Consider the following 24,999-nt stretch of genomic DNA (forward strand, 5'->3'; position numbering starts at 1 on the left):
TTTCTTAGTTAATAGAAGGAGAAGGTTTTTTCTAATAAATATTGTTTGAAGCTGTAGAAAAAGGTGTTTATAAGGTAAGTAAGAGTTGACTTATAGGGTGTGATAAGTGAATTCTGCTTGATTTATCTAGAAATGACGACTTTCTGACTATACCTTTTAATGAAAAAGAGGCTGTCTCAAAAGTCCGAAATACAATTGTTTTTTTGTGTTTCAGGCTTTTGACACAGCTTCAATTAATATTGTTCAGTTAATTTCAAGAAACTTGATTTATTGGTTTTGATCTTTACTTTTAGATTGTTGAGGATATTGTAGAGTCCAAAGAAAGTTCTATTGAAGTAAATGAAATGTCTGCTTCCCCTTGCCTGTAGTTTTTTCAATTCAGGATCTTTAGAAATTATTTCTCCCATTTGATATATCTCCTCAAAAAAGGCATTGTCACTGAAATCAAATTCATCATAATTAATAGGTCTTGCAACAAGTCTTATTAGATCAACAAACATATTGGTAACCAGCTTTTCCTCTTTCTCAGAATCAGAAGGTAGAATTATTTCTAACTCTTGAAATAATTCTCTTACTTGTTTCTCGTCGTCTAAAACTTCGTGTTTAGCCAATTTAAAATAAGGTTCATAAAAATCAGAAGGCACATGTTTTACACATCCAAAGTCAATCACTCCAAGTCTGTTACTTTCATTTATAATATAGTTACCAGGATGCGGGTCTGCATTCATCATCTTGAGATGGTGAATTTGATACATGTAAAAATCCCATAGGGTTTGACCGATCAATTGCCTCGCTTCCAACGAATGCTCACTTTTCATCCATTCTCCTAGAGGTACTCCACTAAGCCAAGTCATCGTTAAGACTTGTTTGCCACTGTGCTGAGGTAAGTATTGAGGAAATTCTACATTAGGAACATTTTTACATAGTTTCGCAAATTCTAGAGATTGTTTGAGTTCGAGCTCATAATCTGCCTCTTCTAATAGTTTTTCTTCTACCTCCTTAAGATAAGGATCGATATCCTTAGCAGATACTTTCATCAAACTCAAAGCAAAAGGTTTAGCTAGTTTTAAATCACTTTTAATACTGTCTCCTACGCCAGGGTATTGAACTTTAACTGCTACTTCTTCACCGTTCAGTTTCGCCTTGTGCACCTGTCCCATTGATGCAGCGTTGCTTGCTTTAGAAGAAAACGAATCAAATATTTCATTTGGGTAGTTCCCCAGATTACTCATGATAGTTTTTTTTACCAATGGATAAGATAATGGTGGGGCACTATACTGAGCCATTGTAAACTTATCCGAATATGCCTTAGGAAGAACATTTTGATCCATGCTAAGCAGCTGTGCCATTTTTAGAGCACTTCCTTTCAATTCGCTTAATGAACTATAAATATCCTTGGCATTGTCTTTATCAAGTTCTTCCTGATCTACTGATCCATTGATCATTGCCTTAGCGTAATGCTTGGCATAATTCCCACCTACTTTGGCTCCCGTAGTGATAAATTTGCCAGCACGGCGTACCTTTCCTATTGGAATTCTATCTAATTCTTCGCTCATTATGCTGGTACTTTATTAAAACCTAACTTTTGTAAAAAGAACTTTCCTAGGTCTAGAACTGAATCTAACGCTGGAATTTGCCCAAGGTCGAAAAGGGTTCTTGTAGATTTTTCAATATAAGCATCGGTATCCTTGGTATCTGTGGAATTGTCTTTAGCCCAAAAATAGATAACAGATATACTATGTTTCCAAAGGACTTTAGAATAAGTAGATGAAGCAAAGCGTTGGCCTCTTTCAGGAATAAAGCTAGGAGGTTTGACCCAGTTTAGATCGGCCTTGTCAAGTACCTTTAATGTTTTAAGTAAGAATTTAGGCATAGGATTTTTTGTCTTATGCAATAATCTATACTGAATGTAAGAACGATCTGACTTGATCACCTCTTCTAAAGTGTAAAGAAAAGAAAGGTGTTTTTCTCGATCAGTCATATTTTCGAACTCAGGATCTTTGTCCAATACATTAATAACCTTATGATAATAATCTTCCCATAGAGAAGATTCTACTGTATCTATTGATCCGAAGTGCTCATAAAATTCAGCTTCCGTTATTTTTAGATAAGTTGTAAAGACGCGAACATTATCTGGAAAATCAGAGGTATCTAATAAGTAATTCTGATAACCTTTTTGAATAGCAGATTTAGTTATTTTCTTTTTAGCCATAGTGAATAGTTGTTAATCACTAATTGATCGTAAATGAGATGATATAGTTGTCTGTTTTATGATTGAATGTGTCGTGTTTTGGCTTAAATATTAAATTAGGCAGTGATAGGTTTCCTACGTTTCCCAACTAGCTTGATTTAAAAACAGCGACAATTGATAAATATGAGAAGTTAGGTAGTCGGACTAGTCGAATAAATAATTAATTAAGCTAAGATTCTTATAGATATAAATGAAGTAAGAATTACTTGTACTCATCGGTTGATAAAGTTAATATCTAAGTTCAATTAGATGGTAACTCATTGTTAAATCATGAAAGTTGGCAGCAACATTTTTCGAAATCAACTTAATAATAGTGTATCAATTCAAATTCTTACATATTCTTTACTTATTCATTTACCAAATAGACCCCATATTCCATATTTTTTGTTTCTCTGAATTGAGTTAGTATTATAATATTGCTCCAGTGAATTAATATTATAACAAGATTCAATATGATTAAACTTAGACTCGTTAACGTGTTACCTAACCGTTATTCGTTGTGTTTGTTCTTATTATTTATTTCTCTAGGTGGTATTGCGGCTGATGTCCATGTATCTCCATCTGGTGTAAATGAAAAGACAGGAAGAGGTACAAAAGATGCACCATATCAGACAATAAACTATCTCTTCGCGAATAGTCTTGTTAGTACAGGTGATGTAATACTTCTACACGAAGGAGTATATAGAGAAACAGTAACTGTTAATGTGGCTGATGTTACTATAAAACCATTCGAAGATGATAGTGTTGTAGTTTCAGGGGCAGATAGTTACAAAGCTGGTAGTTGGCAGGCCGACACCGAGAGACCAGGTGTTTATAAAATGACTTTAAACAGCAGTGAGGTAGAAACGAAATTTACACAGCTTTTTGTAAATGGTCAGCATAAGCAAATAGCCAGATTTCCTAATAATACATCGGATTATAAGAAATATGTCTATGGAAATAATCGAGAAATGATGACTCCTATGATTCAAAAAAGTGGTTTTGCTATTCTCTTAGATGCCAGTAAGCCAACAGGAGAACATGCCACTGGTAAAGTGACATTTTCGCAACATGATGGTACTCCTACAATACCTAATGTAACCTTTACTGATGAAGCAATTGTGAGAGGTTTTATAGGTAAACTTAGAAATAACATTTTTTGTTACTCTCAAGATGGTGGTAATGTGACTAGAGCAGGAGATAGACTGGTAACTTTCAAATCTTACAGCGAACAAGGAAACAACTGGGCTGCAAATGAGGCTTATAGTCAGCCAGAAGGCTTTGGTTATGTAATGGACCTATCAGTGTTAGATTATGAAGGAGAGTGGTTTTATAAAAAACTTGATAACACTATTTACTATAAACCTGAAGGAGGGTCAATGAAGAATAAAGTGTTTGATATCAAGAAAAGAAAATATGCCTTTAAGATTAACGCAAATCAAGTAAAACTTGAAAAGATAAACGTGACGGCAGCTACTATAGAAGTCAAAAACGCTAATGATTTCACGGCTACGAATTGTACGTTTACCTATCTTTTACCATTTCACTATAGAAGAACCTATGGTGTATTGAAAGAAGGTATTGTTATAAAAAATGCCGACAATGCTACATTTGATAAATGCTATATTGGACATACATGGGGTAGTGGAATAGTGATTGAGCCCGGTTCGGATAATAGTGTTATCAATAACTGTGTTATCGAAGATATAGGATGGATGGGACAGTTTACTGTTTCACTGTATAATGAAGGAGGCAGTACTAAAGTTACCCAAAACACTTTTGGAAAGGCCTCTCGTTTTCACATCCGTATGACTGAGGCTATTTATGCCGAAATCACCGATAATGATTTTTATGGAGCAATGTCTATGGGAGAAGATGCAGGATCTATAATGTTTACCAGCACGGGCAAGCCAATAGGGCTTGATGTTAAGAACACAGTGATTGCTTATAATAAAATACATGATATGCATGGTATACCTGCTTATGATACCGATCCGGCTGGATATAGTAGACAAAAAGTAGTAGCACTCTATTTAGAGGATACAGAGAATTATACAGTGCACCACAATTTGATTTACAATATCAGAGGTAATACTTATACCAGTAAGCGCCCAGGTGCCAAAACGGAGAGCAAGGGAGATGTTATGTATCTAGGTCCAAGAACTAAGACATTGACCAAAAAAATGTATTACTACAATAATACCTGCTGGAATTATGATTATTTCTTGACCTTTTGGCACAAGGAAGACGATAAAGGCAATAAGGGTTACGTAGGAGATCTCGTTTATAAAAATAATTTATTGATGGAAGGTAAATCGAGTCTTGTTGGAAAAGTTACCGATGCAGATCTTCAAAATTTTGCTACTAAAGTTGCAGCTGATCCTACTTTATACAGTGTATCGGTGAGTAATTCGGGAATGGTTTCCAAAGCAGAGGATCACTATTTAGACGCGAAGAATGCCGACTTTAGATTGAAATCAAGTTCTTCATTTAATTCAGGAGGAGAAGTTATTGCAGGTATTACATCCTCTCCAAATCCCGCAATTGGTGCTTGGGAAGGAAATGATGACGCATCTAGGAATAGAGTTTTTAGAGCTGGTTCGGATATAGAAATCCCAACTAATCCTGGGGATATTATTGTAGATCCAATTGATCCTGACGAACCAACGGGTATAGAAACCTTAGAAGATATTGGTGTTGTTTTTCCAAACCCTTTTAATGATGAAATTCATGTTTCGTTGGAAGAAATTGATGCTATATCGGTTAGTTTAAGAAACATGAACGGTAGAGTTGTCGCTACAGAATTGCTTAAAGGTCAAAAAGATGTGGTTTTAAACACGAGTGATTTACCTTCAGGAATATATTTCTTGCTAGTAGTGCACGAAGAAGGTCAATTGGTCAGTAAGGTCATTAAGTAATTCTACTAACAATTTATTCCATCTAGATGGTGAAAAAATCCATCGATGGTTTAATTGAAATAGCCTTTTTTATCTTGTGTTTCAATAATTGAATTTCACAGGATGAAGAAGGCTTTTTTATTGTTGTTGTTTCTATGGTATTTTGAAGAGGGAGTTACAGCTTCGTCTACAAATTTCACTGTTACCAGCTTTCAACTTCCTGTTGAAACTAAAATGTATGATATTTTAGAGGATAGAAATGGTTTCCTCTGGATAGCTACAGACAATGGGCTTTGGAGATGGGATGGAGGCGACTATAAACATTATCAAAAAGATCCTACTGACAGCACAGGTCTTACAATTAATCATATCTCATGTTTATTTGAGGACTCTAAAGATATTCTATGGGTAGGTACTTATGGCGGTGGCCTTCTTAAGTATATCGAAGACTGTGATTGCTTTAAAAGATACCTTCATCTAGATGAAGACAAGAAAAGCTTAAGTTTTAATGAAGTTAAGGTGATCATGGAGTCATCGGATCAGAACCTCTATGTTGGTACTGATGGTGGAGGTTTAAATATTCTAGATAGGAATTCTGAGATATTTAGATCGTATGAGTTTATCACCAATGACTCAACATCTATCAGTCATAATAATGTACTTTCACTAGCTGAAGGAGAGAAAGGAGACGTTTATATAGGTACTTGGAGAGGTCTTAATAGGTTTAATCCGGCGTCAAATACATTTAAAAAAGTAGGTAATTCCCAAAAACAACACAACAGAGCCTATTTTCATCTTCTTAATTATAAAAACCGAATATTCTCTTTAGGAAATCCACCATTTCAGGTCGATAGAAATAATAATTTGAAGAAAATTGAATTTCCAGCAGAATGGAATAATTCGGGAGCAATTGACTCAAAAAGTCAGTTGTGGCTCTCAAATAGGGAAGGGATACAAGTACTGAATAATAACCTTGAAGTGCAGTTATCACTACCATATTCATTGTTTTACTCTACTGCTAATAGGAGAATTGGGAAAATTGCACACAGGAAAAATGATACCGGAACATGGGTATTGGGAGACAAAGGTCTTTTTTTTCTATTGCGTAAGGAGACAGATACTTTCCAGTCTATATTTAAGCAATATCAGGTTGATGAGTTGATTGAAACACGAAGTAACTTCTGGGTTGTTGATGGAGAAAGTGTTTCTATATTTCAAAAACACGACAATAACTTCCTTCAGTCTATTTCAGGATTTGGTCAGAGACTAAGATTGGTTTCTAATAAGGGAAAGTATGTATGGGCAGAAAGTAAAGGGCAGCTTTATCAATTTTCAGAAGATGGAAATTTATTGAAGCAGCAAAAAATAGATACTTCAATTTATTCCACATCTATTCAATTAGTTAGTGATTCTATCATTTGGTTAGGACATATATTAGGAGCTACGAAATATAATATTCAAAATGAAAGCTTTCGGAAATATGAATGTAATAGGAATATACCAGATGGTATAGGGTATTTTCATAGGGTTAATAAAATTTTTGAAGATAGCAAGTCGCAAGTTTGGATAGGGACAGATGGTGACGGACTCAAGCTCTACCTACCTCAGACCAATACCTTTAGGCACTTCAGGCATAGAATAGGTAATACAACCTCGGTTCAGGATAATTTTATTATGGACTTAATTGAAGATAGGTTTGGTAACCTTTGGATTGGAACTAAGACAGGGCTCTGTTATTTAGATAATTTCGGTCAATTTCATTGGGTTCAACACAGGCTACTAAATGACTTATTGGTTAACTCTTTAGCATTTGATCAACGCGATAAATTATGGATAGCCTCATCTGAAGGTCTTTTTGAATATAATCCTAGGACTAAATATGCACGAAGGGTAAATGGGAATGCAGACTTGAAATCAAAGAAAAGTAACGATATTCAGGCGCTTGAAAATGGTTCAATGATGGTTCGATATGGCAAGACAATCAAAACGTTTGAGCCTCAAAAAATACTACCAAGATCTACAGTGCCTAAAGTCTATCTTTCGAACCTTTGGATTAATAATCAGCCTGTAAAAGCTGGAGCCAGACAACTGGCTAAAAACATAATATTAGCTAATAAAATAGAACTAGATCATTCGGATGTCAAATTTGAAATTGGGTTCAGAGCTATTCATTATGTTAATAATAATAGATGTAGGTATGCTTATCAGCTTGAAGGTTTTGATAAGGACTGGATCGAAGTATCTGGTGAACCAAAAGCTACTTATACCAATATTCCAGCAGGAAAGTATACTTTTCGAGTGAAGGCAAGCAATGAAGATGGGATATGGAATGATGAAGTAAAAGAAATATATGTGTCGATCTTACCTTCATTTTGGGAGCAAATATGGGTTCGAGCTTTATTAGTGTTAATCCTTGTTGTTGTGGTTTTATGGCTATTTCGATTGAATACCAAGAGAGAGAGAAACAGGTCAAAGTTTGAAATCGAAAAAGCTAGGGTCAAACAAGTGGAAGAGATGACTCAAATGAAACTAAGGTTTTTTACAAACATCTCTCATGAGTTACGAACGCCATTGACTTTGATAGCCTCTCCGTTGGAAAAGTATGTCAGAGAGAATACTGCGCCTAAAAAGAGTGTGCTCAATATGATGCATAAAAACACGACTAGACTTTTAGAGTTGATCAATCAAATTTTGGATTTTAGAAAACTCGAGAACGAACAGCAGCAGTTAAAAGTAAGTAAGCATCGTACTTTTTCTTTGTTTGAGAATATTCAAAGTGCATATTCCTATTGGTCGGATGAAAAACAGATCACTTTTAAAGTAAGTCTACCTGATGAAAATTACATTCTTTATTATGACAAAGATGTAGTTGAAAAAATTGTAACCAACCTCATTTCAAATGCATTTAAGTTCACGCCTACAGGAGGAAATATAGATCTAAAAGTTTCTCTCCATGAATCAGTAATTCACGACCATCAAGTGCTTGATGGCCAAATGAAAATTGAAATTATTGACAATGGAGAGGGGATGCCAAAAGATGTTCAAGAGAAGGTTTTTGAACGATTTTACCAGTTAGACGATAGTAAAATGTCTGCACATGGTAGTGGAATAGGGTTATCATTGACAGCCGAATTAACTGAGCTACATCATGGACAAATAAAACTACAAAGTGAGTTGGGGCAGGGGACACACTTTACAATTTCAATTCCCATAGGACAGAATTATTATGGTCAAAATCAAATACAAGGTAATGTGGAGTATCCGCAAATTGACCCGAAAAGTACGGTCATACTTGTCATTGAAGATCATGAAGATATACGTAGCTATATGGTGGAAGAACTAAGTGAATCCTATGAAGTAATCGAAGCAGAGGATGGGAAAATAGGGTTACAAAAAGCACTATCTGTTATTCCAAATGTAATTATTAGTGACGTCATGATGCCAGAAATGAATGGTATTCAATTAGCCAATCAATTGAAAAGTAATGAACTGACGGCTCACATTCCTATATTGTTTTTGACAGCAAAAGGATCGGTAGAAAATAAGCTAGAAGGACTGGCATCAGGGGCAGAAGATTACATACAAAAGCCATTTAATACTACTGAAGTCAAACTTAAGATTCGTAATCTATTAGAGTCTAGAAATTCTTTGATCAAAAAATACCAACTAGAAGAAACTAAGGCAGTGGTAGATTCTCAATCTGACCATTATTTATCCAAAGTCAATAGTATTATTAGTGATCATTTAAGTGACTCAAAACTAAGTATCGAAATGCTATGCGAGGAATTAGGAGTAGGTCGATCTCAGCTCTATCGTAAAATTCTAGCTTTAACAGGAAAGTCTATTATTGAGTACGTTAACTCATATCGATTATCAAAGGCTATGGAACTGATTCATCAAGGAAATTTATCCATTAAAGAAGTAGCTTTTAGAGTAGGGTATAATGACAACCATTACTTCAGTAGATCATTCAAAAAGGAATTTGGTAAATCACCAACTTCTTTTCTGCCAAAGCGCTAAAAAAGGCTTTTTAATCTTTAATGACAGTATTGTCCACCTAAAAGCACAATAAATCCAACTAATTTGAAGCTGTGTAAGACTTCTTTGTAGGGTATAAGACTACCCAATCAATGAAGCAAATACCCAATGCAAGAAGAGACTTTATAAAAAAGTCTGCAATGGCCGGTGCGGCCTTGAGTTTACCCCTCTATAGTTTCAATATTCTTACTACTCCAGATGTAGATGACGAGGTAATTGGTCATGGAGATTTTAAATACCGCGTTCACAAATCTTGGGGAAACCTTAACCCTAGCGCTACGCCAGTCAAGAACTGTCATGAAATGGTTATGGATTCGCAAGGTCGTTTGATAATGATCACCGACGAGACGAAAAATAATGTCATAGTCTATGATAAATCTGGTAAGCTTCTGACAAGTTGGGGTACAGAATACAAAAGTGGTCACGGACTGAGCATTTTTAATGAAGGAGGAGAGGATGTTCTCTTCATTTGTGACCCAGATAATAAAAATCCTAAAGTGGTCAAGATTACGGTAGAAGGAAAAGTAATGATGGAGCTACCTGATCCACGAAAAATTGGCGTCTATCAACCCAAACAACGCTACAAGCCAACAGAGACAGCTATTGCTCCCAATGGAGACATTTATGTTGCCGATGGCTATGGTTCAGACTTTATTTTACAATTCAATAGTAAAGGAGAGTTTATTCGAAAGTTTGGAGGGAAGGGAGACGCTGACAAGAACCTTAAAAACGCTCATGGAGTAGCCATTGACGACCGTGACCCTAACAATATTACGCTGCTTTGCACATCACGAGTTGAAAACTCTTTCAAAAGATTTACACTAGACGGAAAATATATATCGACCATATTTATACCAGGTGCATATGTGTGCCGTCCTGTAATTCATGACCAGAATATCTATGCAGGCGTATGCTGGTCGAGAATGAAACATTTAGAGCGTGTAGCCAATTCAGGTTTTGTCACCATTCTAGATGAAACAGACAAAGTAGTCTCCAACCCTGGAGGAACCAAGCCTCGCTATAAAAAGGGAGAACTACAGATGATCATACAAGATTCGCCAGTATTTAAACACGGCCATGATGTCTGTGTGGATGAAGATAAAAACCTTTATGTCTGTCAATGGAATGCAGGACAGTCTTACCCTATCAAACTAGAGAGAGTATAAAATGAAGAACCTTATACATGTAATAGTGTTATCTTCTTTGTTCTTCTCATGCGCAAAGAAGCAAAAGTTGGATAACATGAAAGTTCCCAAAGTGGTAGATTATAACTTTCACGTTAGGCCTATATTGTCTGATAAATGTTTCGCCTGTCACGGGCCAGATAAACTTAATCAAAAAGGTGGATTAAGATTAGATACGCCAGAGGGAGCGTATGCAGCACTGGAAGGACACAAAGAAGCCTATGCTATTGTAAAAGGTTCTCCAGAAAAATCAATGGCCTATCTACGAATCATGACAGATGATTCGACATTGATGATGCCACCACCTGTTTCCAATTTGAAACTAAATGAATATGAAAAGAAAGTAATAGGTAAGTGGATAGAACAAGGAGCAGAGTACAAACCACACTGGGCCTTTGTTAAGCCAGAATCACCAACTCTTCCACAGGTAGATATGGGAGAATGGACAAATAATGAAATTGATTACTTCATCCTAAATAAGCTGGAAGGAATAGGACTGACGCCTAACCCTGAAGCTGACAAAGCCAGACTACTCAAGCGTGTTTCATTTGATCTCACTGGCTTACCACCTTCCCTAGAGTTACAAGAAGCCTTTATCAATGACGATTCCGAGGAAGCATATGAAAAAGTAGTAGATAAGTTGCTGTCCAATAAGCACTACGGTGAAAAAATGGCTGTTCATTGGTTAGATATTGCTCGATACGCAGACTCACATGGATATCAAGATGACGGACTTCGCACGATGTGGCCTTGGCGCGACTGGGTGATTCATGCGTTCAACCAAAACTATTCATTCGATAAGTTCTTGACATGGCAGTTGGCTGGTGATTTATTACCAGAAGAAAACATAGAAGCTACTTTAGCGACAGGCTTCAATAGAAACCATAAGATCACACAAGAAGGAGGGGTGATTGATGAAGAGTATAGAGTTGAATACGTTACGGATCGAACCAATACGCTAGGGAAAGCCTTTTTGGGAATGACGTTCGAGTGTGCAAAGTGTCATGATCACAAGTATGACCCTATTTCACAAAAGAATTACTTTGAGACCTTTGCCTTCTTCGATAAGGTTCCAGAGAAAGGTTTATACAAAATAGACCGAAACTTTGCTGACCCACCGTTAATGAAGATTACTTCTGAAATGATCGATAGCCTTTTGACTTTTATCAATAAAAAGGCAGAAGAGCCTGTGGAGGTCATGGTCATGAAAGACAAACCAGGTATTCGTGATACATATATCCTAGGAAGAGGCGTTTATGATGCTAAAGGTGAAGTCGTCACTTTTGGAACTCCGAGTGCTATTCTTCCATTTGATACAATGAAGTTTGACCAAAATAGACTGGGACTATCAGAGTGGTTATTAAGTGAAGAACATCCATTGACCAGTAGAGTATTTGTCAATCGTATTTGGCAAGAATTCTTCGGAAAAGGTATTGTGAAAACTACTGGGGATTTTGGAATGCAGGGTGATCTACCTACTCATCCTCAGTTGTTGGATTGGCTAGCGACAGACTTCAAAAGTGATTGGGATATCAAGAGATTGATCAAGACCATTGTCATGTCAGCTACCTACAAGCAGTCTTCAGTTACCGATAAAAAGAAGTTATCCATAGATCCAGAGAACAAGTATTATGCTCGAATGTCTCGATCAAGATTCGGAGCAGAGATGATTCGCGATATGGTCTTCGCCAGTAGTGGATTACTGAATCCTGAAATAGGAGGGCCAAGTGTCAAACCTTATCAACCAGATGGACTTTGGGAGGCTGCTGCTTCGGGAAGAGGAATGCTTAGTATTTACGATCAGGATCATGGAGATGCCTTGTACCGAAGAGGAATTTACACCTTCATCAAGCGTACAGTGCCACCGCCAGTTATGCTTACGTTTGACGCATCATCTAGAGATCAATGTGAAGTAAGAAGAGTGACCACAAGCACACCATTGCAAGCTTTGATCATGTTAAATGACCCTACAGTACTAGAAGGGGCTAGGGTATTGGCAGAAAACTTGAGCAGTGAAGATATAGCAGATGACAACAAAGTCGAAAAAGCATTTAAGTTGATTGTCTGTCGATCACCCAAGCCACAGGAAAAAGAGCTGCTTATCAGTTATTTGAAGGAACAAAAAGAACACTTTACCGATCATCCAGAGCTAGCAGAAGACTTCATCAAAGTAGGAGAATATCCTGCTAAGGAAGGGCGAGACTCTGTACAAGTTGCTGCATTGATGCAGGTCATTCACTCGATTTATAATTTGGAAGAAACTATCACCAGAAGCTAAGAAAGTCATGGACAAAGAATTTTTAGAGAATAGACTTAATATCAACCGTCGTCACTTTTTAGGCAAGATGGCATTGGGATTGGGAAGCGCTGCTGTAGGTTCACTGATGCTCCCTGACCTTTTTAAAGGATCAGCAGGAGGATCGGCAGATTTGCCATTAGGTATTAAACACTTTGCCTCCAAGGCCAAGAGAATAATTATGCTTACGCAAAATGGTGCACCTTCCCAGTTGGAGAGTTTTGATTATAAACCATTGTTAAATAAGCTTTATGGGCAGGACTTACCCGAATCTATTCGCCAAGGACAGCGAATAACAGGTATGACTTCCAAGCAAGATAGATTGCCGCTAGTAGGTTCGAAATTTGGCTTCAAGCAATATGGCCAAGCAGGAACTTGGGTCAGTGAGCTATTTCCTAACATCGCTAAAATGGCGGATGACATTTGTGTAATCAAAACCATGCATACAGAGGCGATCAATCATGATCCAGCATTGACCTTTTTCCAGACCGGAGCACAGGTAGGTAACCGACCAAGTATGGGAGCGTGGTTGAGCTATGGACTGGGAAGTGAAAATGAAAACCTTCCAGCCTACACTGTATTATTATCAAAAGGAAAAGGAAATGGTCAAGGGGTATATTCTAAACTCTGGTCCAATGGCTTTTTAGACAGTACCCACCAAGGAGTACAGTTTAGCGCAAGTGAAGATCCTATTCTGTACTTAAATAATCCAGAAGGTACCAGTAAGCAAGGAAGAAGAAAGATGTTAGATCACTTGTCCGAGATGAATCAAATGGGGTATGAAGAGTTTGGTGATCCGGAGATTCAGGCTAAGATAAAGCAGTATGAGATGGCATTTCGTATGCAAACAGCTGTTCCCGAAGTAACAGATCTAACTAACGAACCAGATCATATTATCAAGATGTATGGCTCTGATTGTCTGGTGCCAGGTACCTATGCCTCCAACTGTTTATTAGCAAGGAAATTATCAGAATCAGGAGTGAGATTTGTTCAACTCTATCATCAAGGTTGGGATCAACACAATAACCTAGGCAGAGATATGCCACTACAGGCCAAAGATGTAGATAGAGCTTCAGCAGCCTTGATTCAAGATCTCAAGCAAAGAGGATTACTAGATGAGACTCTCGTAATATGGGGAGGAGAATTCGGCAGAACCAATTATTGCCAAGGGGAGCTTTCAGAAAACTCATATGGAAGAGATCACCATCCTAGATGCTTTAGCATGTGGATGGCAGGCGGAGGAGTCAAAGCTGGTATCACTCATGGAGAGACTGACGAGTTCGGCTATAACATCATCAAAGACCCAGTCCATGTTCATGACTTGCAAGCTACCATATTGCATTTGATGGGACTAGATCATGAAAAATTGACCTACAAATACTTGGGTAGACGATTTAGACTGACCGACGTGCATGGCCATGTAGTTAAAAATATTATCGCTTGATGGAGAAGTTGGAGAGAGTAATATCAGCTACTGTATTTTGTATGCTGAGCATATTGACATTGTTCCTAGTGTTCGAAGACTATGTGCAAGTACCTATCTGGCTACAACCACTCGGTAGGATGCACCCCATGATTTTGCATTTTCCTATTGCATTTGTTGCACTATTGGTTTTGTTAGATCTATTCAGAAAACAGCTAGATGAGTCATCATATCGCAAAGTCAATCGTTTCTTACTGTGGTTGACATCTCTGTCTACGATAGTAGCCGTTTTGATGGGTTTTTTTCTATACAAAGAGGGTTACGACTCAGAGCTAATGACCATACATAAGTGGACGGGTGCTTCGATAGCATACTTGTGTTATTTGTTGCTTTTGCTTGACGCAAAATCATGGATATACAAGACCCTACTATATGGAAGTTTCCTGAATGTCATTGTCATCGGACATTTTGGTGCAGGACTGACACACGGCACTGAGTTTATTCTAGAACCTGTGATTTCTAAGGAGTCCAATGAAATCCAAGAAGAAACACCGGTATTCGAAGCTGTCATTCAGCCGATACTAAAATCAAAGTGTCAAAGCTGTCATAACTCAGAAAAGCATAAAGGAGACTTAGACCTTTCTACACCCAAAGGTATTGCAAAAGGAGGAGAGAATGGCCTTGTTTGGATCGCTGGCAATCCTACAGAGAGCGCCATTATACATAGAGCTTTTCTACCGATAGAGGATAAAGAGCACATGCCGCCTAAGGGAAAAGCACAACTCTCGAATCCTGAAATAGAATTGCTAAAGGTATGGATTCAAGATGGAGCTAATCAAGAACAGACCATAAGTGAACTAACAAAAGGTGATACTTTAGAAATGCTAGTGAGTAATCTGATGAATAAAGAAAAGAAGTCGTCTAAACCTGCTTACACTTTCGCCTTTGCTGATAGTGAAGTCATAGAAGAACTCAATAACTCTTTTCGAAATGTTATTCAAAAATCACCAAGTTCACCAGCTATCGAAGCGGCTATCTACGGTAAAGAAACCTACACTCCTGATCTTTTAGAAGAGCTCATCAAAGTCAAGGAACAAATAGTAGATCTTCACCTTTCGTATTTACCCATCGGGACAAAAGGACTTGAAACCATTAGTCAATTTGAAAATCTGGAAGTCTTGAATTTGAATTACACAGATGTGACCTCTAAAGAATTAAGTGTATTGACGAAGTGTAAAAAACTTCGGTCGCTTTCTCTGGCAGGAACCAATCAGAGCGAAGAAATTGAAGAAGTAATCAGTCAGTTTGAAAGCTTGGAAAGTGTTTATTTATGGAATACCCCTTTGACCAAGAATCAAGTATCACAAATACAGCAGCAGATGCCAGCGCTCAAGATTGCTTATGGGTATATAGTCACGGATGAAGAAGAACAGCAACTCACACCGCCTCTTCTAAAGAATAAAAAGCAAATCTTAGCAGCGGGAGAACGTGTTCAACTCGAACACAAAATGAAAGGAGTAGAGATTCGCTACACGACAGACGGTACTAAACCAGACAGTACTTCCATCAATTATACAAAGCCAATAAAAATAGCAGGTTATACAAATATTAAAGCCATTGCTTATAAAGAAGGCTGGGGAAGAAGTAAGGTATCTAGTTATCAAATATTCGATAGAGGGTTTACTCCACAATCTGTTGACGTACTGACTACACCCATTCCTAGATTCAAAGGCACAGGTGGTGCAGGACTTATAGATGGTCGCAAAGGAAGTGGAAACCTGAGAAGAGATGAGTGGATTGGATTTGAAAAAGATCCCCTGATAGCAGTAGCTGATTTCGGGAATGCTCCACCCATACTAGACAAAATTACCATTAGTTTCAGCATTGTCAAATGGCAACGAGCTAGCCCACCAGAGACAGTGGAGATTTGGGGAGGTGATCAAAAAGAAAATATGAAGCTGATACAGAAACAGAATTTTGATTTCAAATCTTTGAATGTTTCTCGTATCGCAGAATTAAACTTTGACTCCGTTTCCTACCAATATTATAAGGTAGTAGCTAAGCCGATTAGCAAGCTTCCGAGTTGGCATATGCATAAAGGTAAGAAAGGTAGAGTTTTGGTGGACCAACTGTTTTTTTATTAGTTAGTAGCTGATTCGATGGCTTTTTGAGAATGATCTTTGGGTTAATCAAGATTTGCTGTTGGACGTAGTCATTTCTTCCATTAGATTTAATAGAATATGCAGTATAAGCTGCACTTCTTATTACTTAAGTCTACCTGATGAATCTACAATTGTGGAAGATACTATTTTTTGTCTTTGTTATTTTATCTCTCGCCGGAGAGGCAAAGTCTCAAGAGCGATTGAAGGTGCTAGACAATTATCATTTGTATATAGACCATGATGGTAGTATCAATCCTTTACAAGCAGGGCAATTGTTTGAAGAAGGAGATTTTAGCCACATTACCACAGATAATATACATGTTGATATAGCAGATTCCGTCATATGGCTAGCACTAAAAGTAGACCCTTTACTTGAAAAACAATATTTGACGCTCGGCAATCAAATGGAAGTTTGGTCAGCAGCTACCTATGTCAAAGATTCGACAGGACAGCTTTTGAAAACCTATGAAAAGAAACATTTAGCTCCTCTTGATTCCAAAGGGGCTAGTTATAGTACTACAGTTGTAGAACTGTCAGGGTCTTCCAGCTATTACCTTATCAGGATTAGGTCTACATTCAATCGCAACTACAGGTTCATGATAGGAGGAATAGAACCTACAATAGAGCATTTAGTATTCAAAGAAAGTATCCCAAAAGCCTTCATAGCATTTATGCTGTGCGTCATTCTTTACAATACTTTTTTGTTTTTATCTACAGGCAACCGAGTATTCATACCCTATCTCGTTTATCTAATAGTATTGACTTATGGAGTTTGTTTTCACAGTGGGTATATTCCATTTAGTCACAAGAGCATGTGGCCCCAGCAATGGTCCTACACGATTTGGTTGAGCCTACTTTATTCATCAGGTACATTTTTTGCCATTAGATACCTCAATCTCAAGAATATGGCTCCAAGACTATACAAATGGTTACTATTCCTAGTATTTGTATTAGTCATAATCGTGCCTATTATAGACAATACCAAATGGATCAATGTCAGTATTTGGGCGGCACTAGTTCCTACATTAGTATTTATCCTTAACTCAAGTCTGCTGTATGCTGGTATATACGTGTGGAAAAAAGGAGTAAAGCATGCCAGGTTCTATGTCATAGGATGGCTGTTTATCCTCAGTGGTATCGGTGTTTATCTGATCGTTACCATTGGTGTTATTCCATATGATCGTATCTATGATTTTACATTGTACTTTGGCTCGGCTATGGAATCAGTTCTATTTGCCTTTGCGATAGGAGATCAGATGAATCAGTTTGCTAGACAAAAAGAAAAGATAGAAGCAAAATACATCACCAGAACCCTAGAGAAAAACCGCCTATTGGCTAAGCAGCTATTTATGAACTCACACATGCTGCGAGCACCTATTTCTAGAATACTTGGGTTAATTAATCTGCTTCGACCATTCAATACGGGTAAAGAATCAAGTTCTTTTTTACATCACATAGAGACTTCTACACACGAACTGGACGACATGACTAAAAAGATGTCCAACTTATTGGAGAATGAAGGTTATCTCAATCAATACCAAAGGGACTTCAAAGAAGTCAAAGATGGTTCCTACCAAGACCTTAAAACTGATCATAAAAACACACAGTCTTAACGCTCAACTCTTACATATCTATCCCGTACCAAACTTTCAAAATAAAATCTATGCATACCATACTGAATGATATCGATCTCAATACCATTTATCAGCGTGTTTTAAGAACCAGTACAGACCAACCGGGTTTCTATTATAAAGACCTAGGCAAAGACTTAGACTCGTATACCTTCAGACAAACTATGGTAGAAGTCAAAAATGGACTTTCCGAACTTTGTCAAATGTATACTGAGTTTCAGCTCAACTATCAGTGGCTCGGTCGATTTAGTCATCAAAGTACTAGTGGATTTCACAGAGACAGTTCGACACCGCATTCTGTTTTGATGCTGGGCTATGAACCCACAGAGATAGATAGTAGCGTGTCTTTGGCGGATTATACCAAATTGATCAAGGAAGAAGGATTGGCCGTTGAAGAATACTTCGGCGCCAAAGAGGAGATCAATGGTGCTAACAAAGACTACCCAATAGAAGACTACGCGACAGAATTACTACCCTTTCCCAAAGACCATTACAGATTGGTGATACTGAACAACAGCCGTTCTTTTGAAGAAGAAACTTATGGAATATTTCATAGAGGTGAAATATTGCAAAAAGACTTATCCAAAGATCGTATCCTAGACTCAATCATGCTGACTCTATGTAAGAAAGGAACAGCAGAACAATACTCCGACGAATCTGTTCGAGAATTCATCCAAACGGATAAGGTCGAAAGATAGAATAAGAGTATAATTTCTCTGTCTGATCTGACTCAATGGAAATTTTATTAGAAAGCTCTAGCTTAATTTTTAAACTTGATTGAGGACGATACAGAAATCCTGACTACGCATATTTTTTCAAAAACGTCACCCACGCATATCTTTTTTCAGACGAAATAAATATGCGTAGTTGTTTTTTTTGAGTTACGCATATATGCGTAAGGTGGTCACGCATATATGCGTGGTTCATTTTTAAGTCACGCATATTTTTTTGAAAATCTTAACCACGCATATTTTTTTCAAACACACTTACGCATATTATTTTTTAAAAACCAATCACGCATATTCTGAAAAAAAATCTAACCACGCATATTATTTTGAAAATGTCATCTACGCATATTTTTTTACAGATTCTAACTGCGCATATTTTTCTAAAAATTTCAACTACGCATATTTTGAGTAAAAATCTAATCACGCATATATTTTAAGGTCGACTCGCTAGTATTTGCTCATTACTACCCTTGCTAAAGGTTTCGGATAACATGTGAGAGCATGTAATTTGAAATAAGAAGCAGTTAAGTGTAATTTGAGTTTGTTTGTAGCTTTGGATAGTCTATTTTGCGAGAGCAATAATTGACACTTTATAAATAAACCTAATTTAACAATAGGTGACATATGTTATCTATTCGTACGTTACCACACGTTCACCACCAGAACAAATGAGCTACAGAAATAAAACCTATGTGATTTTTGATGGAGATAATGATATGTGGGCATATGCACGCATGAAGGGTTGGAAGGCTTTAGAAAACATTGACTTCAATTTTTATGATGCCCATGATCTTAATCCGTTAACAAAGCAAGCTAGTAATGAACAGTATATCAAACAGCGATTGCTTGAGCGTATGAATAATGCAAAGCAAGTAATTGTTCTCATTGGTGGAAGCACAAAAAACCTTTACAGATTCGTCAGATGGGAGCTTGATCAAGCACTTTCAATGAAGCTTCCAATTATTGCTATTAATCTCAATAATTCAAGGAGAATAGATGAAGCATTATGCCCTTCAATATTAAAACTCCAAAACTGCGTTCATATAGCATTCAGAATGAGGATGATTAGACATGCTCTTGATAATTTCCCTCCTTTCTTTAAATCAATTAAACCTACCGAGAAAAAAAACTGGTATTACGAGGACAAAGTGTATTCGGACTTGGGAATCTCTAATTGATTATTGGGATATGATAAACAAAACCGAATTTGATCGTGATCTTGTTGGCCCTGATTCCTATGAATATTTTAATGACCTATCAAAATTCTGTCAAAATAAGTATTTAGGATTCCATAAATGGCAATTGTTATTGCTTTTAGTCATTGCCATCGTGTCCACTGCTCCAATACTTCCCGAAAGCATAGAAACAGGAAAGCTCTTTATTGAATTAGCCCTAATTATCAGTGTTTTGATTTTAATGATTATTCAATTCCGTACCAAGTATATGGATGGGTGGCAGAAATCAAGGTTTCTGGCTGAAAGTATACTAAGCACTGTTTGGCTTGTGGTGTTTAAAATTGACAAATACGATTGTGAATGGTCAGATGCTTTAAAATCTTTCCATGAAAAGATTAAGGAAATAAAGAATGAAATAAACCTTGATGAATATTTAAAGTATGTGCAGCACAAATCATCGGACAATGACTCACCTGATTGGATGAAAGAAGCATTTGATCTTGATTACAAAGAAAGAGTTGAATTTTATATAAAATACCGCCTGAATCATCAGGAAGGATATTATTTCAAAAAAACAAAGTACAATACTAAAAAGGGAGAACTGTTTTTTTGGCTTGCACTAGTATCAATGGGATTAGGTGCTGTTCTAACCATTTTGATTCTAACCAAAACACTCCCTAATTATTCTTACCTGGGATTATTCACAACGCTATCAGCAACAATGTTTTCTTGGAAACAAACCAAACGATTTGATGAGTTGAGTTCTACTTATAGTGTTGCTATTGAGGAGCTGAAAGATTTTAAGAAAAAATTACTTATTGAATCAACGAATACTGGTTATCAAACAATCGTGTATGATTGTGAAAGATCGATAAGTAGAGAACACAAACTCTGGGTATCTAGAATACAAGAATAATGTCCTATCTAACTTTTAACGATTTAACAGAGACCAGATATTTCAGCAAGGCTGAGGTTATTAATGAGTCACTAAGCGGTAAATACGTCAGTTATGATAAGAAGATATTTCTCTCTTACAGGAGAAAGGATCGAGCCTATGTTGATCCTATTGTTAGATTTTTAAAAGAGATTGGTGTTAAAGTCTATATAGACTACCTCGATGATTCACTACCAGATGATCCTAACTCCAAAACTGCTGAGATACTTAGGTCAAGAATAAAGCAATCCGATAAGTTTATTTTGCTAGCTACTCCTAATAGTAAAAATTCAAAGTGGATTCCTTGGGAACTTGGCTTGGGGGATGGATTTCTTAGCGATAAACACTTAGCTATCTTACCCTTAGTTCACTACTCAAGTAGCTGGTCTGAACAGGAGTATTTTTCAATATATGGATACATTAAAAAAGCTTCTTCGAAGGATAATACAAAATATGACTGGGCTATTTTCTATCCTGATGGAAGTGCCGATTGGTTAGTTAATTGGCTAAGAACATGAAAATAACGTGTGGTAAGTAAATGCTATGAATGAATGGGGTTTTATAGGTCAAGATATTTCCTTGTTCTTTTAAGAATCTTTTTTAAAAGATAAGATGAACCATAGAGTCTCCTGACTAGGAACTCTGGTATAGTGTATTGCTAAACTATCTGTGTCGGGAGACACTTATTTTTCAAGTGTCGTTGCACTTAACACGTGAAACAACAGGTAGAACCAAACGTCAGATTTTTCATGTTTTTGTAATATGAGTAGAGAAGAAGTCAGAACAGCGATCGATGATCTTTTAAGTAATACGCCTGAACAAGGCTTACTTGAAGTGCTAGCATACCTTAAGTCTTTACAAGGAAAAGCTGAGCAGGATATAACAACAGCTAACAACCTCAGAACAATTCTTATGGAAGATTCTGACCTTCTTAAGCGTTTGGCTCAGTGATATCAGTTGAACAGGCACTTGAAATTTTGATTATTAACCGTCATCATAGGCTGTTAGAACTAATTTTCAAGGTGACAATAGCCACCTAACTACTCCATACCATCACCCATCAGCAGAGCTTTCATTTCAGGGTATGAACCTTTGTATTCCCAAAAAACCAGTCTACCGAAACCGTAAGAAGTAAGAATATATTTCTCACTGATAGACTGAATTCTATCCACTTGAAGTAGTTTTTTAATAGGCTTCTCTACCTCCACTTCCTCTATTATTTCCTTATTGTTTTCGTCAAACCCATGTAATATGATGTGGCTTTGAACCGTAATTTCTACAAACTTTGGAGTATTCATCGTCTTAGAATTTTGAGTGCCGCATCCGCTCATTAGAGTGAAACCAATAGCGAAAACAGAATATTTAAGAATGTTCTTCATCTTTTTTTCTGCAAAGGTCTAGGATGTATTTTGATAATAGAAATAGAATTTTTTACATTGACTGATAATAAATAAGTATCAAATGCAGATAAGGCATATTCAATACTTCCTAACCTTAGCCGAAGAGCTTCATTTTAGAAGAGCAGCAGAAAAACTCTTTATCGCCCAGCCAGCGTTGACACGTCAGATAAAAGATCTCGAAGAAGAGCTAGGAACAGTACTCTTTAGTCGAGATAAGCGCAAAGTATCACTTACAGAGTCGGGAAAGTTTCTACAAAAGGAAGGCTACCAATTGCTGCAAAAGGTGGAGTCTATCAAGTCTTCTATAGCTGAGATGGGAACAACTTTATCAGGTGTAGTCAATATAGGGTGTATCGGTTCTGCGATGGTTGATATAGTACCTAATTTAATCAGCGAGATTGAAGATCAATTTCCAAAAGTGAAAACAAATATCGTAGAGACCACTAGTCAAAACCTTCTTAACCAGTTACATGATGGACAAATAGATGTGATCATCGGAAGACCACATAAAGAAATGCCATTCATTAACTCAGAAACAATTTTCACCGACTCTACCGTATTAGTCAAGGCATCAAATAGTAAATGGGATATTAAAAAAGGAGCTAGTATTTCTGACTTGAACCATGTGCCATTCATTTTATATCCTCGGTCGGCTGGAACATATTTTCGAGATCAAATTATACAAGCGTGTAGTCATAGAGGCTTTTATCCGCAAATAAAGCATGAGAGTTTAAATGCATTTTCAATACTTAAGTTGGTAGAGAAAGACATAGGAATATCCATTCTGCCTAAAAGTATAGCACAAGGATACAAGTTGCTAGAAGTGGACTATTTAGAATTGGATGAGTTGGACATTTCATTAGACATGGTGGTGTCCTATCGTAGTGATATTGAAAATGAGTTACCAAAGACAATTGCTCAGATATTAAGTAAACAGGCTAAGGACTGAAAATCAAAAAACACAAATGAACCCAAACGACACAGGACTGAGATATGATAAGATAGCTTCATGGTGGGATGATCAACATCGCGAATCAAACTACGGAATGGAAGCATTCGAAAGAGCTTTAAAGTATTATGAAGGAATTAAAACGGCATTAGATGTAGGCTGCGGAGCAGGAGGGAGATTTATTAAAAGACTCGTTTCAAACGATATTCAAGTTCATGGAATAGATGTCTCCAAGAACATGATAGACTTAGCAAAATCCAATCACCCCATTCAGCAATTTGAAGTACAGGATATATCCATGTATACGATCAAAAGGAAGTATGATTTGGTATACGCATGGGATAGCATCTTTCATCTTCCCCTAGACCAGCATAGGTCAGTGATTAAGAAAATGTGCAACGCCCTACATCCAAGAGGAATAATTCTCTACACCTTCGGAAATGCAGAGGGAGAGCACACAGATCAATGGATGAATGACACCTTCTACTACAGTTCCATCGGTATCAATGAAAACCTAAAAGTGCTCCTAGAATGCAACATCAAAGTCCTACACCTAGAACTAGACCAATACCCCGAAAAACATGTAGTGGTAATAGGGCAGCGTGATTAATCGCAGGGAAAACTTTATTGGGACTTAATTTCCCAACCCTTAGATCGGGGAGCTTCAATTGAAAAATGAACCGTGCCGAATAGATTGGTAGAATAGGCTAGAAAATTTTTTAGCGACAGCATTTCCAGACTTCAAGCAGAGAAAAAAAATATTTTTTCGCCGCCGACGGGATCATTCCAAAAAAAATCTTTTTTGGAGCAAATCAGCTGGATAACTCCGCGAAAATTCTTTTTTGCTTCAAGTCAGCTGGATTATTCAAAATGAAAAATTTTCGAGCTTCTCGCCGACTGAATTATTGAAAATAAGATCTTTTTTGGAGTAAATCAGCTGGATAACTGCGCAAAAACTCTTTTTTGCTTCAAGTCAGTCGGATTACTCAATCAAGAAAATTTTCGAGCTTCTCGCCAACTGGATTATTGAAAAAAAGATTTTTTTTGGAATAATCCGGCTGAAGCTCTCTGCGAAAATTCTTTTTTGCTTCAATTCCATAGAATTACTCAATCCAAAAAATGTAGAAGCCCGCTGAGCTTGTCTGATAGATCAGGGACTCAAGAGCATGATACGATTTAACAGACCTTGTTAACTGTGTAAACAAACTGGCTTCATCAGGTCGTATGATCAACTAAACTGATCACTCAAGTCCCCTACAGCGTTTCGGAAGGCTATTATCATTCTGCTCCAGAGATATCAGAAGAAGAACGATAATAGTCAGAATTGATATTTTGGTTATTTACCAGTGAGCGTATACGTCAGATTCAACACGAATCTATTGTTGAAAATCATCTCTTCGTCTTGATAAGCCAGTCCAGTACAAAGCACTACTCCCAAGTTCATTCTTTGTACCTGTACATTTGGGAATAGACATAGTCCACCAGTATATATCCATGTTCCATCAGAGATGCCTGATTGCTCTGGGAAGGTGGTGACCTCACCAAACATACTTGTGTTGAGGTTGAAGTTTTTGCTTAGTTCGGTACGCTTGATCGTAGACCCAAAGAAAGTGTAGTAACCATAGTAGTTATCTTCCAAGATTACAGGAGCAAGTTCTATAAACAGAGATTTGTGGTACAGGCCGATTCCAGCAGATAGTCCTTCAGTATAGGAGGCATCATTCGTGTTGAAATTGTAATTCATGAATTGGGGAGCCCTGACTATGGCATACACACCAGTGTTTTGAGCATAAGACTTAGGTATGGCTGATAATAATAGTAGCGTAAATAATGCGCCAATAATTTTTCTCATATTATGATTGATTAAATGAGCGCGCAAGTTCTCAGGTTTCACATTGAAGAACTTTGAACTAGTTCAAGAAATGGTATGATATTCTTAGAAATTGAATTCA

General features: G+C 37.1%; 18 protein-coding genes. 14 read left to right on the plus strand and 4 right to left on the minus strand.

Features of this window, described 5'->3' with window-relative positions; translation table 11 throughout:
* Positions 1 to 233 precede the first annotated feature (233 nt).
* Positions 234 to 1,556, minus strand: a complete 1,323-nt coding sequence (locus tag DKG80_RS02545) for an ABC1 kinase family protein (RefSeq protein WP_109829717.1) — start codon at positions 1,554 to 1,556, stop codon at positions 234 to 236.
* A complete protein-coding gene (locus DKG80_RS02550; protein ID WP_109829718.1) occupies positions 1,556 to 2,212 on the minus strand; it encodes a hypothetical protein in 657 nt (218 codons plus the stop codon). The genes DKG80_RS02545 and DKG80_RS02550 overlap by 1 nt, the downstream gene beginning before the upstream one ends.
* A gap of 491 nt (positions 2,213 to 2,703) precedes the next feature.
* Here DKG80_RS02550 and DKG80_RS02555 point away from each other — a divergent pair, with 491 nt between their 5' ends.
* From DKG80_RS02555 to DKG80_RS02610, 12 genes are all read left to right on the plus strand, one after another.
* Positions 2,704 to 5,148 (plus strand): T9SS type A sorting domain-containing protein, encoded by a 2,445-nt coding sequence (locus DKG80_RS02555; protein WP_109829719.1) that lies wholly within the window; start codon positions 2,704 to 2,706, stop codon positions 5,146 to 5,148.
* Positions 5,149 to 5,250: 102 nt separating this feature from the next.
* Entirely contained in the window at positions 5,251 to 9,147 is a 3,897-nt protein-coding gene (locus tag DKG80_RS02560; RefSeq protein ID WP_109829720.1) for a hybrid sensor histidine kinase/response regulator transcription factor, read from the plus strand.
* A gap of 110 nt (positions 9,148 to 9,257) precedes the next feature.
* On the plus strand, positions 9,258 to 10,331 hold the full coding sequence (locus DKG80_RS02565) for a twin-arginine translocation signal domain-containing protein (protein ID WP_109829721.1): 1,074 nt from the start codon (positions 9,258 to 9,260) through the stop codon (positions 10,329 to 10,331).
* Between the two features lies 1 nt (position 10,332).
* Positions 10,333 to 12,627, plus strand: a complete 2,295-nt coding sequence (locus DKG80_RS02570) for a PSD1 and planctomycete cytochrome C domain-containing protein (protein WP_109829722.1) — start codon at positions 10,333 to 10,335, stop codon at positions 12,625 to 12,627.
* A 7-nt stretch (positions 12,628 to 12,634) separates the two neighbouring features.
* Positions 12,635 to 14,089 (plus strand): DUF1501 domain-containing protein, encoded by a 1,455-nt coding sequence (locus tag DKG80_RS02575; protein ID WP_109829723.1) that lies wholly within the window; start codon positions 12,635 to 12,637, stop codon positions 14,087 to 14,089.
* Complete coding sequence (locus DKG80_RS02580) at positions 14,089 to 16,212, plus strand: FN3 associated domain-containing protein (protein ID WP_109829724.1); 2,124 nt, start codon at positions 14,089 to 14,091, stop codon at positions 16,210 to 16,212. The genes DKG80_RS02575 and DKG80_RS02580 overlap by 1 nt, the downstream gene beginning before the upstream one ends.
* Positions 16,213 to 16,349: 137 nt before the next feature.
* Positions 16,350 to 17,843 (plus strand): 7TM-DISM domain-containing protein, encoded by a 1,494-nt coding sequence (locus DKG80_RS02585; RefSeq protein WP_109829725.1) that lies wholly within the window; start codon positions 16,350 to 16,352, stop codon positions 17,841 to 17,843.
* A gap of 50 nt (positions 17,844 to 17,893) precedes the next feature.
* Positions 17,894 to 18,559: a hypothetical protein gene (locus DKG80_RS02590; RefSeq protein WP_109829726.1), complete on the plus strand. Its 666-nt coding sequence runs from the start codon at positions 17,894 to 17,896 to the stop codon at positions 18,557 to 18,559.
* 698 nt (positions 18,560 to 19,257) lie between these two features.
* Positions 19,258 to 19,767 (plus strand): TIR domain-containing protein, encoded by a 510-nt coding sequence (locus DKG80_RS02595; protein ID WP_109829727.1) that lies wholly within the window; start codon positions 19,258 to 19,260, stop codon positions 19,765 to 19,767.
* 10 nt (positions 19,768 to 19,777) lie between these two features.
* On the plus strand, positions 19,778 to 20,680 hold the full coding sequence (locus DKG80_RS02600; protein WP_162555636.1) for an SLATT domain-containing protein: 903 nt from the start codon (positions 19,778 to 19,780) through the stop codon (positions 20,678 to 20,680).
* Positions 20,680 to 21,216: a toll/interleukin-1 receptor domain-containing protein gene (locus DKG80_RS02605; protein ID WP_109829729.1), complete on the plus strand. Its 537-nt coding sequence runs from the start codon at positions 20,680 to 20,682 to the stop codon at positions 21,214 to 21,216. Before DKG80_RS02600 ends, DKG80_RS02605 begins: the two co-directional genes overlap by 1 nt.
* Before the next feature lie 244 nt (positions 21,217 to 21,460).
* Entirely contained in the window at positions 21,461 to 21,649 is a 189-nt protein-coding gene (locus tag DKG80_RS02610) for a hypothetical protein (RefSeq protein WP_109829730.1), read from the plus strand.
* An 89-nt stretch (positions 21,650 to 21,738) separates the two neighbouring features.
* Here DKG80_RS02610 and DKG80_RS02615 read toward each other — a convergent pair whose 3' ends face one another.
* The gene (locus tag DKG80_RS02615; protein ID WP_221409033.1) at positions 21,739 to 22,077 is read right to left on the minus strand and encodes a hypothetical protein; all 339 of its coding nucleotides are present in this window, start codon (positions 22,075 to 22,077) and stop codon (positions 21,739 to 21,741) included.
* A gap of 82 nt (positions 22,078 to 22,159) precedes the next feature.
* On the opposite strand from DKG80_RS02615, the gene DKG80_RS02620 reads away from it, so the two are divergent.
* Together DKG80_RS02620 and DKG80_RS02625 are read left to right on the plus strand one after the other, a co-directional pair.
* On the plus strand, positions 22,160 to 23,047 hold the full coding sequence (locus tag DKG80_RS02620) for a LysR family transcriptional regulator (RefSeq protein ID WP_109829731.1): 888 nt from the start codon (positions 22,160 to 22,162) through the stop codon (positions 23,045 to 23,047).
* A gap of 16 nt (positions 23,048 to 23,063) precedes the next feature.
* On the plus strand, positions 23,064 to 23,657 hold the full coding sequence (locus tag DKG80_RS02625; RefSeq protein ID WP_109829732.1) for a class I SAM-dependent methyltransferase: 594 nt from the start codon (positions 23,064 to 23,066) through the stop codon (positions 23,655 to 23,657).
* Positions 23,658 to 24,383: 726 nt separating this feature from the next.
* Here the strand turns inward: DKG80_RS02625 and DKG80_RS02630 are convergent.
* Positions 24,384 to 24,899: a hypothetical protein gene (locus DKG80_RS02630; protein WP_109829733.1), complete on the minus strand. Its 516-nt coding sequence runs from the start codon at positions 24,897 to 24,899 to the stop codon at positions 24,384 to 24,386.
* Positions 24,900 to 24,999: the final 100 nt, after the last annotated feature.

Source organism: Reichenbachiella versicolor, assembly GCF_003171675.1.
Taxonomy (GTDB): Bacteria; Bacteroidota; Bacteroidia; order Cytophagales; family Cyclobacteriaceae; genus Reichenbachiella; species Reichenbachiella versicolor.